This window comes from Streptomyces sp. 17_S59, assembly GCF_056930295.1.
The window spans coordinates 288,403-303,565 of sequence record NZ_JBXOWD010000001.1 but is presented as its reverse complement, the minus strand read 5'-3'; the positions used below and the strand labels follow the sequence as shown (position 1 = coordinate 303,565).

General features: G+C 70.5%; 15 protein-coding genes and 1 pseudogene. 10 read left to right on the top strand and 6 right to left on the bottom strand.

What is annotated here, in order from left to right; genetic code table 11:
• Positions 1-65 precede the first annotated feature (65 nt).
• Positions 66-920 carry a patatin-like phospholipase family protein gene (locus AC1Z4A_RS01390; protein WP_483675965.1) on the bottom strand — a complete coding sequence of 285 codons (855 nt, stop codon included), beginning with the start codon at positions 918-920 and terminating at the stop codon, positions 66-68.
• Positions 921-1,002: 82 nt separating this feature from the next.
• On the opposite strand from AC1Z4A_RS01390, the gene AC1Z4A_RS01385 reads away from it, so the two are divergent.
• The 4 genes and pseudogenes from AC1Z4A_RS01385 to AC1Z4A_RS01370 all read left to right on the top strand — a co-directional run bounded on the left by AC1Z4A_RS01385 (position 1,003) and on the right by AC1Z4A_RS01370 (position 3,594).
• Entirely contained in the window at positions 1,003-1,563 is a 561-nt protein-coding gene (locus AC1Z4A_RS01385) for a TetR/AcrR family transcriptional regulator (protein ID WP_483675964.1), read from the top strand.
• A gap of 165 nt (positions 1,564-1,728) precedes the next feature.
• Positions 1,729-1,869, top strand: a pseudogene (locus tag AC1Z4A_RS01380) (alpha/beta fold hydrolase); the annotation flags it as partial.
• A 229-nt stretch (positions 1,870-2,098) separates the two neighbouring features.
• On the top strand, positions 2,099-3,067 hold the full coding sequence (locus AC1Z4A_RS01375) for a hypothetical protein (protein WP_483675963.1): 969 nt from the start codon (positions 2,099-2,101) through the stop codon (positions 3,065-3,067).
• A 71-nt stretch (positions 3,068-3,138) separates the two neighbouring features.
• Positions 3,139-3,594, top strand: coding sequence for a hypothetical protein (locus tag AC1Z4A_RS01370; RefSeq protein WP_483675962.1), 456 nt, complete (start codon positions 3,139-3,141; stop codon positions 3,592-3,594).
• 29 nt (positions 3,595-3,623) lie between these two features.
• Here the strand turns inward: AC1Z4A_RS01370 and AC1Z4A_RS01365 are convergent, their stop codons facing one another.
• Positions 3,624-4,217, bottom strand: a complete 594-nt coding sequence (locus AC1Z4A_RS01365; RefSeq protein ID WP_483675961.1) for a DUF4291 domain-containing protein — start codon at positions 4,215-4,217, stop codon at positions 3,624-3,626.
• A gap of 42 nt (positions 4,218-4,259) precedes the next feature.
• The gene (locus AC1Z4A_RS01360) at positions 4,260-5,555 is read right to left on the bottom strand and encodes an MFS transporter (protein WP_483675960.1); all 1,296 of its coding nucleotides are present in this window, start codon (positions 5,553-5,555) and stop codon (positions 4,260-4,262) included.
• A gap of 56 nt (positions 5,556-5,611) precedes the next feature.
• Here AC1Z4A_RS01360 and AC1Z4A_RS01355 point away from each other — a divergent pair, with 56 nt between their 5' ends.
• Positions 5,612-6,613 carry an ArsR/SmtB family transcription factor gene (locus AC1Z4A_RS01355; RefSeq protein WP_483675959.1) on the top strand — a complete coding sequence of 334 codons (1,002 nt, stop codon included), beginning with the start codon at positions 5,612-5,614 and terminating at the stop codon, positions 6,611-6,613.
• A 178-nt stretch (positions 6,614-6,791) separates the two neighbouring features.
• Positions 6,792-7,787 (top strand): glycoside hydrolase family 25 protein, encoded by a 996-nt coding sequence (locus AC1Z4A_RS01350; RefSeq protein WP_483675958.1) that lies wholly within the window; start codon positions 6,792-6,794, stop codon positions 7,785-7,787.
• A gap of 28 nt (positions 7,788-7,815) precedes the next feature.
• On the opposite strand, the gene AC1Z4A_RS01345 is transcribed toward AC1Z4A_RS01350, so the two are convergent.
• A complete protein-coding gene (locus tag AC1Z4A_RS01345) occupies positions 7,816-8,433 on the bottom strand; it encodes a TetR/AcrR family transcriptional regulator (RefSeq protein ID WP_483675957.1) in 618 nt (205 codons plus the stop codon).
• Between the two features lie 137 nt (positions 8,434-8,570).
• Between AC1Z4A_RS01345 and AC1Z4A_RS01340 the strand changes: the two genes are divergently transcribed.
• From AC1Z4A_RS01340 to AC1Z4A_RS01325, 4 genes are all read left to right on the top strand, one after another.
• Positions 8,571-9,323, top strand: coding sequence for an SDR family oxidoreductase (locus tag AC1Z4A_RS01340; RefSeq protein ID WP_483675956.1), 753 nt, complete (start codon positions 8,571-8,573; stop codon positions 9,321-9,323).
• A gap of 232 nt (positions 9,324-9,555) precedes the next feature.
• Positions 9,556-10,431, top strand: coding sequence for a DUF4142 domain-containing protein (locus AC1Z4A_RS01335; RefSeq protein WP_483675955.1), 876 nt, complete (start codon positions 9,556-9,558; stop codon positions 10,429-10,431).
• A gap of 257 nt (positions 10,432-10,688) precedes the next feature.
• The gene (locus AC1Z4A_RS01330; RefSeq protein ID WP_483675954.1) at positions 10,689-11,708 is read left to right on the top strand and encodes a hypothetical protein; all 1,020 of its coding nucleotides are present in this window, start codon (positions 10,689-10,691) and stop codon (positions 11,706-11,708) included.
• A gap of 146 nt (positions 11,709-11,854) precedes the next feature.
• A complete protein-coding gene (locus AC1Z4A_RS01325) occupies positions 11,855-12,727 on the top strand; it encodes a DMT family transporter (protein ID WP_483675953.1) in 873 nt (290 codons plus the stop codon).
• 23 nt (positions 12,728-12,750) lie between these two features.
• On the opposite strand, the gene AC1Z4A_RS01320 is transcribed toward AC1Z4A_RS01325, so the two are convergent.
• Positions 12,751-13,161, bottom strand: a complete 411-nt coding sequence (locus tag AC1Z4A_RS01320; RefSeq protein WP_483675952.1) for a hypothetical protein — start codon at positions 13,159-13,161, stop codon at positions 12,751-12,753.
• A 172-nt stretch (positions 13,162-13,333) separates the two neighbouring features.
• Positions 13,334-15,076: a M4 family metallopeptidase gene (locus AC1Z4A_RS01315; protein ID WP_483675951.1), complete on the bottom strand. Its 1,743-nt coding sequence runs from the start codon at positions 15,074-15,076 to the stop codon at positions 13,334-13,336.
• Positions 15,077-15,163 lie beyond the last annotated feature (87 nt).

Sequence of the window (15,163 nt, the reverse complement as noted above, 5' to 3'; positions counted from 1 at the left end):
GATCATCGCGCTGACGCGCGGCCAGCGACGACTTGCTTCGGTGGCTGCTGGAGATCGGGCGGCGCTCAGTCCGTGTCGGATCCGGTGCTCCAGGTGAGGCGGAGCTGCTCTGCGGCATCGGCGGCTTGGCGAAGACCCGCCTGGTAGGCCGGTTCCCAGGCCGTCCGGTCATTCAGGTCCGAGCCGAATGCGCGTATTGATGCCGGATCGGGCTCGATGGTCACCACCGTGTGGGCCGCGGCGACCGCAAGTTCCTGGTGGAGCAACTCGCGGGGAAACAGGTGCGCCTGCGGGTCGATCACGACGAGCGTGCGGGCTCCGGCCGCGAGTCCGGCGTTGGTCGCAGACCGCAGGGAGCCGTCCATGTATCGGCGGCCGTTGATGGTGATCGGTGGGTAGATGCCCGGGAAGGCCGTGCTTGCCGCCACGGCGGAGGGCAGCGGTGCCCCACTCGCGCGGTCGAAGACCTCCTGCTCGCCGGTCTCGGCGTCCGTCACGGGGATGAGCAGCTGCCGGTCCGGCCATTGGTCTGCGCCGACCATGGCGCGCATCCGGGCGACATGTGCCTGCTCGGGTCCGGTCTCGGCAGCGAGCGCGATCCGGCCCACTCGGCGCCGTGCCTCGGCCGGGTCCGAGGCGGCATTACCAAGCACGGCGAACGCCTCGCCCAGTCGGCGCCCGTCCACCTGGGGAGGGGTGCTGCCGGAGTCGGCGGGGCGCACTGGGGTGGCGAGCCGGTCGGGGTCCTGACCGGTGGCCAGCAGTGCGGCGGTGATCGCGCCGGCCGAGGTGCCGACGATCAGATCGGCCCCGCCGAGATCCACCCCGCTGCGGCGCAGTCCGCGGGCAAGCCCAGCCGTCCAGGCCGTGCCGACGAGACCTCCGGCGCCCAGTACGAGTGCCCGGTCGAGTGCGTGCATGACTGCCTCCCTCCCATTATTGAAACAGTCGTACCATATACTGACGCAGGCTCAGATCCGCAGGACCGAGGGGTGATCCACCGTGGGGCGACCCCCAGATCCCGCCCGACGGGAGGCCACGCTGGCGCGGGCGACCGATTACGTCCTGGCGCACGGACTGGCCGGATTGAGTCTGCGGCCGCTGGCCGCCGCTCTCGACACCAGCCCGCGGATGCTGCTCTACGACTTCGGCAGCAAGCAGGAGTTGGTGTCAGCCGTCCTTGCCGAGGCCCGCCGCCGCGGTGCGACACGGCTGGCGGAGAACCTCCCTGTGCAGGCAGCCTCTCCGGAGGAACACCTGCGCGGTATCTGGGCCTGGCTCAGCGCACCCGAGCGCGCCCCGTTCGTCCGGCTGTTCTTCGAGGTGCACGCCGACGGCCTCGCTCACCCCGAGAACTACCCGGACCGGGCCGAGGCGATCACGGACTGGTTCCACACCCTCGGCGCCACGTTCCGCGACATCACCACCGGCCCTGACGACACTGTTACTCCCACGCTGGTCATGGCCGTTATCCGGGGCCTCCTGTTCGATCTCACGACCACCGGGGACCGCCGCCGCACCGACCGTGCCCTGGACTGCTTCTGCGAACTCCTCCGGCATTGAGCGAAGACCAACGATCACGCGGCGACCGCAGGACACAGCGCAGACTCTGCCCGCTGACAGGAGGCATTCGAGGTCCTGATGGACCGGATCGCGGGCCGGGCGACGACCTGCGCGACTACGTGACCGAGCACCTGCACGACGGCCAGGCGGTACTCGTCTCGCAACTCGTCGGGTGTGACCGTCCGGGCGATTCCGGACTGCGGGCACAACATCATGTTCGACAACCCCGAGGCATTCGCGCACCTGGTCGCCGACGCGCTGAGCGGCGGCCGTTGCGTGCCCCGGACGCCGGCACAGTTCGCTTGAGGCGAGCCTCTGCACTCCTCGTTCACCCTAATGAGGGCTATGACCCGTCAGTTGCCAGGAGGAAACTTGTCCATGCACACCATCATTGAAGTGGGTTGACCTGGTTTCCTTCGTGCGGCCATTCAGCGCAGCGACAGAATCTGCGCCAGCTGAAATGATCAGCGATCAGAATCGTGCCGAGCCTGACCGCCCAGGTTGAGTTCGGCACCTCCTCGTGGAGGAGACGTCAATGACTGCTTTCCCGGAGACAACTCTTTCCGGTCCTGCGCTGAGCGGTGAGCACGGCGCGGCCGGCCCCATTATTTCCTGGGTGGGCGGAGACCGGGTATTGCGCACGGCGTGGGCCGAGGCATTCGATGAGACGAAGGCTCAGGTTGCGGTTCCGCAGCCCGAGCACGCCATCGCGCGGCCGTCGTGGGCGCCGTTCCCTCAGGTGCAGTCGCCCATTTACCTTGCGTGGACGGGCGTCGACCGCCAACTGAACATTGCCCGGACACGGCCGCCTGTTCAGTTTGACCCCATCTCCTTCGACAGCAAGGTAACCCTGCCGGCAGCCTGGCAGAGTGACTGGGGCCCGAGCCTGGCGCGGGCGCAGGACCGCTGGTACCTGGCCTGGACGGATCGCAGCGGAGTGATCAACCTGGCATGGAGCACGAGCGCGGAACCTCTCGACAGCGCCGGGTTCCACGTCATCCAGCTTCCCGAGACCGCCATCGACGCTCCGTGTATTTCGCCAAACGGGACCTCGCCTCCGAACGTCCCGGATGCCGTCTGGATCGCTTGGACCGACACCTCCCGGACTGTGAATGTCGCCCACGGTTTCCTCCCTGGCCAGGAGAGCCAGTACACAAAGGTCACCCTCGACGGCAACGAGGGAAACTTCCTGGGGGACTCCACTCCCACAGCCTTTCTCGGGGCAGACACCAGCCCGTCCGGCCCTCAACTGGAAGTCGACGACCTCTCGTTCTGCCTGACGTATGCGGGCATGAACACCAACATGTATCTGCTCATGTCGTTTGCCGGCGAATTCAACCGCTACAAGTGCACGGCCACGAGCGACGTCGCCCCTGCCGTCGCCGGACGCGTCCGCGGTGACGGTTTCGCCTATCGAGGACTCGATGCCTCCCACACGCTTCATTGGGACACCAACCCGTTCGGCTCCGACATGGGGGCAGTCGAAGACAATCAGGGAGGGTGACCAGGCGGAGAACAGGGCGAGAACAGGGGGCAGCACCGGCCGGGTATCGCAAGGACGGAAAGGGTGGGGCGATGGGTCAGGTCACGGATCGTGTGAATTTCCTCATCGAGAATTCGAGCTTCTTCAGTCAGGTCACCCTGGCGTCACTGCAGGACGATGGAGTGACCCGGTACTCGACCGGTACCCTCGCGACGAATCAGCAGGGCGGTGTTCAGGCCAACCTGACGGAGTACTTCAGCGACCGGACCTTCAACCGCAGGCCCTTCGTGTTCAATCCGTTCGACGTGGATCACACGGATTCCTCGACGCTGACGATCAGTCTCGCCGGCGGGCCCAGGGCGACGATGGTGCTTCATTCCTGGGGGGACAGCACCTTCAGCTTTCCCGTCCAGGATCAGGGCGACGTGTTCTTCGGCGTGGGTGCTCCTGTGGGGACGACGTCCGGCCGCGCCTACTACCTCATCACCGTCGGGACGCCTTCGCGTGTGGGCGTGAAAGCCGCCGAATCGCCGGGAGTCGGCTCATAGCCCGTTGATCGACCCATTGACGGCTCCGCTCACCGGTGCAAGTGGTCCAAGCCTCCGTTGGGCACCGGGTAGGAACGTTCTGCGGGCAGAAGGCGCCGTGCCGCATCCAGGTCCCCGTCCCGTACGTGGTCGTGAATCGTGTGCGCAAGCGTGGTGATGTCGGTGACGGAGACCGTCCACTCGTCTGCGTAGCGGTGTGCGGCTTCTCCTGTGAGGCCGAGTTGCAGCGAGCGGTGAGCAAGCGGCTGCAGGCACAGGTCACGTTCCGGGTCCCATTGGACTCGAGCCGGCGACCGCTTCAACTGGCGCTTCCAGGTTGCGCGGTCAGGATGCAGCCCGTGCTCGTAGTGGCTCAGACAGGCGTGCTCCAGTGCCCACTCGAAGCCTTCACGGGTGATCTCGACGGCGAGAACGGTTTCCTGGCCTTCCTTGGTGCCCCACCCGCAGCGGTACATCATCCAGAGGAAGGAGGGCTTGATCCACGTCATCCGGTCCCGCTGCCAGGCTGCCGGGAAGCGGCCGTCCCGGGCCGCGGGAAGGCCGATCTCGGGTGTGTATGCCTGGTAGACGGTGATCGTGGAGGCGGTGTAGAGGGCGCGGATCTGGTGCTTGGGTTCTGACACGGTGACCAGAGTGGGGGGCAGCGTTCGATGCGCGCCATTGAATTAGCTGTTCGCAGCGCACCCTCGGTGGCGGATGCCGCCGACGCCCGGCGGGGCCGCGGCGGCCGCCGGAAGCTCCCGCAGCGTACGGACAGGGGAGCAGAAGACCGGAAGGAAGGAGCCGGCCAGGCAGATCGCGCCGGTCCAGACTGCCGTGCGTACGCCTGCCATCTGGCCGACGAGGCCGCCCAGGGCGGAGCCGATGGCCAGGGCGCCGGTGAGCAGGAATCGGAACGTGGCGTTCATGCGGCCGAGCAGCGGACCCGGGGTCAAGTGCTGGCGCAGGGCGACGCCGAGGACGTTGTCGATGCCCGTCTTGGTCATGGTCGCGAGCCACCCGGCGCCGGCCACCCACAGCCACGGCCCGTCGCCGACCAGCGCGACGGCGAGTGCCGCGGGCGCGAACCAGAGCCCGGTCAGCCCCAGGGTGCGTCCGTGGCCGAGGCGGGTGGCGAGGCGGCGGGCGAAGGAGGCGCCGAGCAGGAGGCCCAGGCCGCCGGCCGCCCAGTAGATACCGAGCGTCCCGGCGGACAGGTGCAGTTCGCGGGTGAACAGCACCGGCAGTACGGCATTGATCATCTGTGCACCGAGGTTGCCGAGGGCCGCGGTGAGCGCCAGCGCGCGCAGCTCGCGGCTGCCGAGGACGTGGCGCAGCCCTTCCGCCATCTCGGCCCGCAGCCGTCGCCGGTCGGCGGACGCCACGGCAGGAGTGTCCCGGCGGCCGATGCCCCGGAGGCCGAGGGCGGAGGCCAGGTAGGCGACGGCTCCGCCGAGGATCGCCAGGGGGGCCGTGAAGAGCTGGACCAGGAAGCCGCCTGCGCCGCGGCCGGCGATGTTCGCACCGGCCATCAGGCTCACGAGGGCGGCGTTCGCGGGCACCAGGCGTTCGCGGCCGACCAGTTCGGGCAGGACGCTCTGCGAGCCGACGTCGAAGAAAACCGTGGCGCAGCCGTTCAACAGCACCACCGCGTACAACTGCGGCAGCGACAGCACGCCCAGCTGCCAGGCGACGGGTATCGAGGCGAACAGCAAGGCGCGGGCGGCGTCGGCGACCACCAGCACCCGGCGGCCGGGCAGGCGGTCCACCCAGACGCCCGCGGGCAGGCCGATGAGGAGGAAGGCGGCGGTGGACAGCGCGGCCAGTGCACCGGCCTGGCCGGGACCCGCGCCGAGAGTGGTGACGGCGAGCAGCGGTACGGCCACGTAGCCGACATTGCTGCCGAGATGGCTGAGGGCGCCGGCGGCGAAGAGCACGCGGAAGTCGCGCAGCCGCCACGGGGAACGGTGTGCTTCGATCATGCGCGGTACCGTGCGCGACCACCGGCCCCTCCGCCTATTGATTTACCCTCAGCTAAATGATCGAGATAGAACTCGGCTTGGAGGACGTGGCCCGTACCCGCTTCGCGATCTCCCCGCTGTGGGAGCTGGTGGCCAGCGTCCGAGTGCTCAAGGGCGCGGACGAACACGGTCTGCACCGCACCTGGGCCGAGCGGGTGCGCCCGCGGCTGGCGGCGGCGGACCTCGACCTGAGCCCGCTGTTCGACCTCGTTCCGGTGCCGACGCGCTCGCCCTGGGCCGGCCGCATCCCTGGATTCATCTGCCCGCCGCCCGCGACGCCGCTGCCGTCACTGGAGGTGGAGCTGGCCACGGTCCGGGCCACCCCGCCCGCGCTGCTGCACACGACCGCCGAGGTGCCGCCCGCACGGATGGCGGCGCTGAGCGCCGACCCGGCAGCCGAACTCGGGCGATTGGCCCATGTGATGGAGACGTACTGGGAGCTGGCCCTGGCGCCGTACTGGTCGCGGATCCTCACTCTCCTGGAGGGCGACATCCGCTACCGTGCCGCCCGCCTGGTCGAAGGCGGAGCCCAGCACCTGTTCGCAGACCTCGACCCGCAGGTCACCTGGGCCGCAGGCACCCTGCAGCTGGAGCACCGCACCGTGCGCGGAGCGCGCAGACTGGACGGCCGGGGCCTGCTGCTCGTGCCGTCCGCCTTCGTGTGGCCGCGCGTGTTCTCCATGCTCAACGAGCCCTGGCAGCCCTCGCTGTACTACCCGCCACGCGCCGTCGGCACCCTCTGGCACACGCGGCCCGTCACCGTGTCCGACGCGCTGACGGGCGTGCTGGGCCGCTCCCGCGCAACCCTCCTGACCGAGCTGACCGCACCCGCCTCGACCACCGACCTCGCCCGCCGCACCGGGCTGACTCCCGGCGGCGTCTCCCAGCACCTGACGGCCCTGCGCACCGCCGGCCTGGTCAGCGCCCACCGCGCAGGCAGAGAGGTTCTGTACGCACGTACCCGGGCCGGAGAGATCGTCGTGGAAGCCGCAGGACAGGGCTCGAGCCGGGACCGGTGAGGGCAGGGGCGGCTGTGAGCGGGGCCTCAAATGCCGCCGAAGTGCTTGCCGGAAGTGAACCCTTGTACGACGCTATCCCGGCCACGGTGGCCGACCGCTCCGTCGGCGCCGACGGCCGACGCCGGCCATGCCGTCGTCACCGGCACGTGCGCACATGGCTCACGCAAAGGGGCTCTGTATGGGCATTTACGGCCAGGACTGGGCTTCGTACCAGTCCTCCACCCCCGACACGTCCGGGCTGTCCTTCGCCTTCGTCAAGATCACCGAAGGGCTGTCCTACATCAATCCCCGATGGGTCGCCCAGCGCGACCACGCAAAGGCCAACGGCCTGGTGTGGGGTGCCTACCACTACCCTCACATGGCCAATTCACCCGAGCAGGAGGCCGACTTCTTCCTCTCCCAGGTCAACTGGCGGCCCGGCGACGTCCTGATCCTGGACTGGGAGGGCTACGACGACGCCAACTCCACGGTCCCCAGGTCACGCCAACGCGCCTACCGCGACGCCTGGCTCTCCTACGTCAAGAGCCGGATGCCCGACCACGCCGTCGGCATGTACTGCAACCTCGAGTACTGGCTCCACGTGGACCAGACCAGCAACTGCGGCGACTTCCTGTGGATCGCCACGGCCAACAGACCCGCGGGACGGCCGGGCATCCAATACCCCTGGCTGTTCCACCAGTACAGCGACAGCGGCGGCGTCGACCGCGACTACTGCCACCTCGGCAGCACCGACGAACTCCGATCCTGGTCCCTGTCCTTCCGGACCCAGCCCCCCACGCCACCGGAGGCCGACGTGCCCTACACCCTCGGCGAGTACGACGGCACCAGCATCTCCCTGCAGCCGGACACCTGGACCACCCTGACCATCAACAGGACGGACCTCATAGCCGGCGCCCGGAACTACACCGCCACCGTCTACCTGACCGTCACGGCGCCCCCGGGCGCCACGCTCCAGGGCCGCTTCTACCACCGCCGCCCCGACGGAAGCCGGTGGGACGGGTCCCTCGTCGAGCGCATCACCACCGTCGGGAAGTCCTTCGTCGACTTCCCTCACAGCGGCAGCATCTCCGCCGGCGAGACCGTGCGCTTCGAAGTCACCTACGGCCCCGCCGCCACCGACACCACTCCCGCCACCATCACCAGCGCCGTCGTCCGCGGGCTCTATTGGGCGTAGGCGATCGGTCCGCCGTCGGCACTTTCGGTCAGCTGCCCCCGTCCTCCCGGTGAGCGGTGAGGAGTGCATCGGTGAGGCGGTCCGCCGTCTTGTTGTCGAGAGGGGCGTGGCCGAGGAGGAAGCGGTACCAGAACAGGCCGTAGACCTGATCGGTGATCAGGTCGAGGTCGGCGTGTTCCGGGAGTTCGCCGCGCTGCCGGCCCCGGGTGAGGACTTCGCGCAGGGCAGCGCGGCGGGTGGCGGTGAACGTGCGCATCAGGTCGGCGAGGTGGGGGTCGCGGGCGGATTCGCGGACCAGGGTCCGCAGGGCGGGGGCGGTGGGAGTGTTCCGGGCTGCGGCGAAGGTGGCGGCGATCATGGTGCGCAGGTCCTCGTGCAGTGACCCGGTGTCCGGTGCGGGTGCTTCCTGCCCGGCCCGGTCGACGAGGGCGTCCAGCAGAACGGCGCCCTTGGAGGGCCACCACCGGTAGACGGTCTGCTTGCCGACGCCCGCCGCGCGCGCGATGGCGTCGACGGTGACGGGCGCGCCGTCGCTCTCGGCCAGCAGGCGCAGGGCGGCGTCCAGGATGGCGCGGTGCGCGGCCTCGTTGCGGCGGCGCCCGGTGTGCGGGCGTTCCGCCGGCGGCTGGGGCTCGGTCACGTCCATGCGGTGCTCCTCTTTGCTCCTCGTCCTGCGGTTGAACATCCTTGACGAGACTAGCGGTTCCGATAAAAACTCTTGCCGAAACCGACAGTCTCGTCAAGGGGTGGCCGCGGGCCTCCCGCACGGAAGGAAGCAACACCATGACTGCTTCGAGCACCTCGAACCCCGCCTTCACCGGGCAGCGGGTCGTCGTGATGGGCGGCAGCTCCGGGATCGGCGAGGCCGCCGCCGCGGCCTTCGCCACCGACGGCGCCGAGGTCGTCGTCACCGGCCGCAGCCGGGACCGGCTGGACGCGGCCGTCGCCCGGATCGGCGGCAAGACCACCGGTCACCAGCTGGACGCCGCCGACCAGTCCGCCCTCGACGCCTTCTTCACCGAGTCGGGCACGGTGGACCACCTGGTGATCGCGGTCAGCGGCGCCGCCGGCAGCGGCCCGTTCGCCGAACTCGATCTCGACCAGCTGGCGGCGGGGTTCGACGGCAAGTTCTGGCCGCAGGTACGCGTCCTCAAGGCCGCCCTGCCGCACCTGCGCCGGGACGGCTCGGTCACGCTGATCACCGCCGCCTCCGCCCGCGCAGCCTTCCCCGGCACCGCCGGGCTGGCCGCCGTCAACGGCGCGCTGGAGGCGATGGTCCGGCCGCTGGCCGTCGAGCTGGCACCGCTGCGCATCAACGCGGTGTCGCCCGGCGTCATTGACACGCCCTGGTGGGACCGCGTCCCGGGCGCGCAGCGCGAGGCGCTCTTCGAGGGCCTCGCCGCCACCACTCCGGTGGGCCGCGTCGGCCGCCCCGAGGACGTGGCCCGGGCCATCCACATGCTCGCCGCCAACACATTCGTCACCGGCATCGTGCTCGACTGCACCGGCGGCGCCAATCTGCCCACCGGTCGCTGACCCGGCGTCAATCCCGCCTCACGCCCCGTCGGGTGACGGAGCACCGGCGTTCTGTGCCTGGGAGTACCACTCCGTGGTGCTCCAATGGGGGGACTGGACGTGCCGGGCGGGCGCACGCCGCCGCGCCCGGGGCAGTCATCTGCTCTGTGGGGACGCCAACTGGTGCGTCCCCGTGGGCCATCGGCCCGGCGAACGGTACGGGCGCCGCGGGCCGGAGAACGGAGCAGCGAAGATGCACATGCGACACCGGGCCACGACAGCGGTCACGGCCTTCGTCCTGGCCGGGGCATCGGCCACCGGCACCGCCCTCGCCGCCACCGGCGGCGGGCTCACCATGTCCGAGGCGGACCACGCCGTGCTCACCCAGCTCCACAAGGGCAACCTGGCCCAGGTCGATGTGGGCCGGGACGCCCGGCGGAACGCCGTCGCCCGGTGCGTGCAGGACGCCGGCCGCGTCCTCGTACGCGATCACGGCCGGCTGGAGGACCAGGTCAAGCGGCTGGCCGGCCGGCTGGACGTCGGGCTGCCGGAGGTGTCCAAGACGGATCGGCGGAAGCAGCTGAGGGACCTCAGGACGAAGGCGCACACCACCGAGTACGACCGCCAGTGGCTGAAGTCCGAGGAGAACGCGCACGTCGGGGCGTTGAAGATGCTGGACGAGGAGATCGCCGACGGGCGGGACACGGACGTCCGGAAGCTGGCCCGGAAGGCGCGGCCGATGGTGGCGAAGCACCTCAAGATGATTCAGGACTGCCGTGCGGACCGGGACGACGAGCACGGCCGGGACCGCGACCGCGATCGGGACCGGGACCGGGATCACGGGCGGGACAAGCGCGACGACTACGGCCGGGACCGCGATCGAGACCGGGACAGAGACAGAGATAGGGACAGAGACAGAGACAGAGACAAGGACCGGGACCATGGTCGGGACCACGGGGACGACCACGGCCGGGATCGCAAGGACGACCACGGCCGCGACCGCAAGGACGACCACGGTCGTGACCGCGACCGCGAAGGCGACCACAGCCGGGACCACGGCCGTCAGCACGGCCACGGGCACAAGTGCCACCACCAGCACTGCCGGACCTCGCACGGACACCGTCACTAGCGGCTGACCTCTCCGACTCCCGTCTCCCGCCCTGCCGCGCCCCCCCGCGCGGCAGGGCGGGAACTCCCGTACGTCAACCCCTCGCGCCTCGCTGACGAAAACCATGGGATTTCCGTTCCCGGGTGGGAACCATCAGCTGTGGAAGGCCCTCTCTGAGGCCAGAGGCGTACGGACGTACGGGACAACCCACATGTGGGGGGCGGTAAATGACGCGGAAAGTCGTACAGCAGCGGTCGTCAGGGGCACGGAAAGCCACCGTGAGAGCCTCTGCGGCCCTGGCGGCAGGGCTCGCCCTGGTCGTCGGCACGGCCGGGACCGGGCAGGCGGCCGGGCGGGGAACCCCCGCAGCCGGCTGCGGGGAAGCCGCTGCACCGGCAAAGGCGGCCGCGGCCACCGACGCGGCACCCGTGGCGCCCGCCGTCGGCAGCGCCGCGCAGAAGATCTCCTATGGCGTCGACTCCCAGCTGCCGATCGGCCTGTGGTCGTCCTCCAGCGTCACGCTGCGCACCCCGGTGTCCAAGGGCACCGTCCGGCTGGACGTCAGCAGCCGCGGCTTCAGCACCGACTCCCTCGTCGTGCAGCGCTACGAACCCCGTACCCACCGCTGGGTCGACCTCGAATCGACCCCGGGCGGCGGCAGCCTGCCCGACCACGGCGTCCTCGCCTTCCCGCTCACCGCGACGGACGCGAGCCCCAAGCACCCCCGGACCGTGGCCCTGCGCCTGCAGGACCTCGACCGGCCGGGCACCCTCACGGTCGCCGCCTCGGTCGCCGACGGCAAGGGCCACACCTACCGCGCCCCGGCCCGCACCACCAAGGCCACCCGCCCCGAGGTCACCGTCGACGGCTGGCGGCGCGGGATCGCGCTGGAGCGGGGCGGCGCCGCGCGAGCGGTCACCGTCACCGTGAAGAACACCACCAACCGGGCCTATCCGGCGCTCAACGCCTCCTACTACGCCTTCGGCGCGGGGCAGAGCCACGCCCTGACCCCCAAGGACCTGACCTTGCGTCAGTACGAGTCCGGGCGCGGCTGGGTGCGGATCCCGCTGGTTGCCAACGGCTGCGACCCCGGCATGAGTGCCGCCCTGCGGCCCGCCGCCAAGGCTCCGCTCGCCCCCGGTGCCACCGCCGTCTACCGGCTCGACGTGGCGGTCGGCCGCTCCGCCCCGCGCGATGTGACCAGCGCCGAAGCGGGCGTCGTGGTGGCCAACGGCGACCAGTCCTTCTTCTCCGAGCAGCTGCCGTTCGCGATCCGCGCGGCGAAGAAGCATTCGTGAAGAAGCGTTCGTGAAGAAGCGTTCGTGAAGAAGCAGCCGTGACGTAGTCGCGGTCGCGGTACCCACGACGGCGGTGCGGGACCGCCCCCGGCCGGTTCGTCTGCCACGGTGGTGGCGGACAAGCCCCGAGCCGGAGGGAGCACCCCGTGACCGCCGTCCTGGCCGCGGCGCTCGCCGTGCTGGCCGCCCTCGGCAACGCCTCCGGCACGGTGCTCCAGCGCAAGGCCGCGCGCACCGTGCCCCTGGAACACGCGTTCAGCGTGCGGCTGGTGGGTGACCTGGTGCGCCGCCCGGCGTGGCTGGGCGGCATCGTGGCGGAAATCTGCGCCGCGGTCCTCCAGGGGCTGGCGCTGACCCTGGGGTCGCTGTCCCTGGTCCAGCCGGTCTTCGTGAGCGAGCTGCCGTTCGCGCTGCTGATCGGTTGTGCGGTCTTCGGGCGCCGGCTGCCGGGCGCGGGCTGGGCGGCGGTGGGCATGGTCGCCGCCGGTCTGGCGCTGGGACTGGCGGCCGCAGCGCCGTCCGGCGGGCACACCCGGGTGGCGCCGGAGCTGTGGGCGTCGGCCCTGGCCGTCGGCGGGGGCGTGATCGTCTCGTGCGTCCTCGGCGCGCTGCGCCATCCCCGGGGGAAGGCCCGCGCGTTCCTCTTCGGCGCGGCCGCCGCGATCGGGTACGCGCTGACCGCGACCCTGATGAAGTCGGCTGCCGTCGTCTTCGGTGAGCGCGGCGCCGGGGCGTTCTTCTCCGCCTGGCAGACCTATGCCTTCGCCGCGATGGGTGCTGCCTCGCTGTTCCTGGTGTCCAACGCCATGGAGTCCGGCCCGCTCGTCGCCTCGCAGCCCGCGCTCACGCTGGGGGATGCGCTGGTCAGCCTCTGTCTGGGGGTGCTGCTGTACGAGGAGCGGGTACGGACGGGCTGGTGGCTGCTGCCCGAGGCTGTCGGGGCGCTGCTCGTGGTGGGCGGGACGCTGATTTTGCCCCGGGTCGGCTCGGAGGCCGCCGGGGAGCCGCGGTCCGTGTGAGCGCCCGGGCCCCGGCAGCCGGGTCAGAATCCCCGGCAGGTGGCCGTGACGAACGCGCCGCCGGCGCTCGCGACCACAGGCTTGCCGTTGTCGACCGTGACGGAGCAGGAGACCGAGCCGCCCTCGGCGCCGGTGCTCACGGCCAGGGTGCCGCCCTTGGCGAAGCCCTTCGTCCTGATCTCCTTGCGCCAGGGCAGCGAGGCGACCGTGCCCGCGCTGACGTCGGTGATGCTGCCGTTCTGCCAGGTGCTGTAGGAGATCCGCACGTCCTTGGCGTCGCCCGTGACCTCGTAGCGCACGGTGACCGTCTTGTCGTACTCGTGGGAGACGACCACGAACAGGGTGGCGCACCCGCCGACGATGATCAGCGCGAGGACCAGCAGCACCCAGGGCCACTTCCGGTGTTTCCTGGCGGTCGGCGTCGGGTGGGACATGAGGGCACCTCGTTCTCCGGTCAGCGGCCGCCCCGGCGGGAGCGGCCGCTTTGTCCCAGAGAATCCCATGAACGGCATGGCGGGCGCGGTGTCCGACACGGACGGACGCGCCGCCCCGCGCACGGGCGGGCGGGTGTCCCCCGGAGCCGATGACCGGGGGACACCCGGAGCGTCAGTGCTTGACGCTCGGCTTGTTGGCCTCGGTGACGTTGACCGCGGCCCAGGCCTGGTCCACGGTCTTGTACTCGGTGCTGCTCGCGCCGTAGATGTCCGCGGCGGCCTGCAGCGTGGCGGTGCGGGCCTCGTGGAAGTCGGTGGTGGAGACCATGTACCGGGTGAGCGCCCGGTAGAAGATCTGCTCCGCCTTGTCCCGGCCGATGCCGGTCACGGTCGAGCCGTCGTAGGTGGGGGAGTCGTACGCGAAGCCGCCGACGGTCTTCTGGCCGCTTCCCTCGGCCAGCAGGTAGAAGGCGTGGGAGGAGACGCCGGAGCCGGCGTGGACCTCGCGGTCGTACGAGCCCTCGTCCCAGTAGTCGACGGTGCCCTCGAGCTTGTCCAGGGACGGCTTGTCCATGCGGCGCAGGAAGGTCTGCTCCAGGCCGAGCTTCTCGCCCATCAGGTAGTTCGGCGGGTTGGCCGGGTTGTTGGTCTTGAACTCCATGGCCGTGCCGAAGATGTCGGCGAGGGACTCGTTGAGCGAGCCCGCCTCGCCGTACTGGTTGCCCTGGTCGTCGACGCGGGTGGGCTGGAAGTTGGCCGTCGCCTCGACGACGCCGTGGGTCAGCTCGTGACCGGTGACATCGAGGGCGACCAGCGGCTGCTTGAACGTTTCGCCGTCGCCGTCGCCGTAGAGCATGCAGCCGCACTCGGGGGACCAGAAGGCGTTGGCGACCTTGGAGCCGAAGTGGACGAGCGCGTGCGGGCCGACCCCGTCGTTCTTGATGCCGTTGCGGCCGAAGGTCTTCTTGTAGTAGTCGAGCGTGCTCGTGATGCCGTACTGGGCGTCCACGGCCGCCGTGGCGGAGTCCGTGGCGGTGCCGTTGCCCCACTTGTTGTCGGCGTCGGTGAACTGCTTGCCGCTGGTGAAGGTCTCCAGCTCGCGGCCGCCCGCGTTGCGGGTCTCGGCGTTGCCCCGGGTGGGGTCCTTGAGCACGAAGGTGGACTTCGCGGTCTGGGTGGTGATCAGCGGCACGCTGCCGGCGAAGAAGGAGCTGCCGGTGCCGTTGGCCGGTGCGGGGAAGGAGCCCGCGGTGGGCTTGGCCGGGGCCGGCTTGGCGGGCTTCGTAGCGGTGCGCGGGGCCGCGGTCTGGCCGAGGTCGCGCAGCGTGGCCTTGAGCTTGGGCGAGATGAAGGCGTCGCTGAGCGGGGTGCTGCTGATGACCTTGCCCGAGGTGGCGTCGACGACCACGGAGTGCGCGGCGTCGGTCTTCTCGGCACCGGGCTTGGCGGTGACGGTCACCTGGTAGGCCAGGACGGAGTCGCCGGCGCGGGCGTCGACGACCAGTTCCGTCTTGGCGGCGGTGCCCTCGACCGATGCGGTCGCCTTGGCGGCGGCCTGGCCGGCGGTCAGCTTGGGGGTCACGGTGGGCACGGAGACCTGGTGGCTGATCGCGCGGGTCACGCCCAGGTACTTGTTCTTGGCGTCGAGGTGGACGATCAGGTCGCCGCCGATGACGGCGACGCCCTGGTGGGCCCGCTCGAAACGGACGTGACGCTTGCCCTCGGGGTCGACGAGGGTGTCCCTGACGTTCAGGGTGTCCGCCTTGCCGACGCCTGCGTCCTTGGCGTGGGCGGCGACGGCGGCCCGTGCCGCCTTGACGACGTCGGCGCCCGCCGTGGTGGAGGCGGTGGTCGTGCGGGTCGCCTTGTTCGCGGACTGAGACGGCGTGGCCGAGGCCGAGGCCGTTCCCACCATGGTCGCCGCCGCGGCAACTGCGACGGCGACGGTGACTATGCGTCTCCGGGAAGAGGCCGATATGGAGGATGTGGGGGATGTACGCAT

Excerpts from the sequence above, each read along its gene's own strand:
- AC1Z4A_RS01320 (WP_483675952.1), bottom strand. The coding sequence starts at position 13,161 with ATGTCCCACCCGACGCCGACCGCCAGGAAACACCGGAAGTGGCCCTGG.
- AC1Z4A_RS01350 (WP_483675958.1), top strand. The coding sequence starts at position 6,792 with ATGGGCATTTACGGCCAGGACTGGGCTTCGTACCAGTCCTCCACCCCC.
- AC1Z4A_RS01340 (WP_483675956.1), top strand. The coding sequence starts at position 8,571 with ATGACTGCTTCGAGCACCTCGAACCCCGCCTTCACCGGGCAGCGGGTC.
- AC1Z4A_RS01375 (WP_483675963.1), top strand. The coding sequence starts at position 2,099 with ATGACTGCTTTCCCGGAGACAACTCTTTCCGGTCCTGCGCTGAGCGGT.
- AC1Z4A_RS01360 (WP_483675960.1), bottom strand. The coding sequence starts at position 5,555 with ATGATCGAAGCACACCGTTCCCCGTGGCGGCTGCGCGACTTCCGCGTG.
- AC1Z4A_RS01345 (WP_483675957.1), bottom strand. The coding sequence starts at position 8,433 with ATGGACGTGACCGAGCCCCAGCCGCCGGCGGAACGCCCGCACACCGGG.
- AC1Z4A_RS01370 (WP_483675962.1), top strand. The coding sequence starts at position 3,139 with ATGGGTCAGGTCACGGATCGTGTGAATTTCCTCATCGAGAATTCGAGC.
- AC1Z4A_RS01315 (WP_483675951.1), bottom strand. The coding sequence starts at position 15,076 with ATGGTGGGAACGGCCTCGGCCTCGGCCACGCCGTCTCAGTCCGCGAAC.
- AC1Z4A_RS01390 (WP_483675965.1), bottom strand. The coding sequence starts at position 920 with ATGCACGCACTCGACCGGGCACTCGTACTGGGCGCCGGAGGTCTCGTC.
- AC1Z4A_RS01335 (WP_483675955.1), top strand. The coding sequence starts at position 9,556 with ATGCACATGCGACACCGGGCCACGACAGCGGTCACGGCCTTCGTCCTG.
- AC1Z4A_RS01355 (WP_483675959.1), top strand. The coding sequence starts at position 5,612 with ATGATCGAGATAGAACTCGGCTTGGAGGACGTGGCCCGTACCCGCTTC.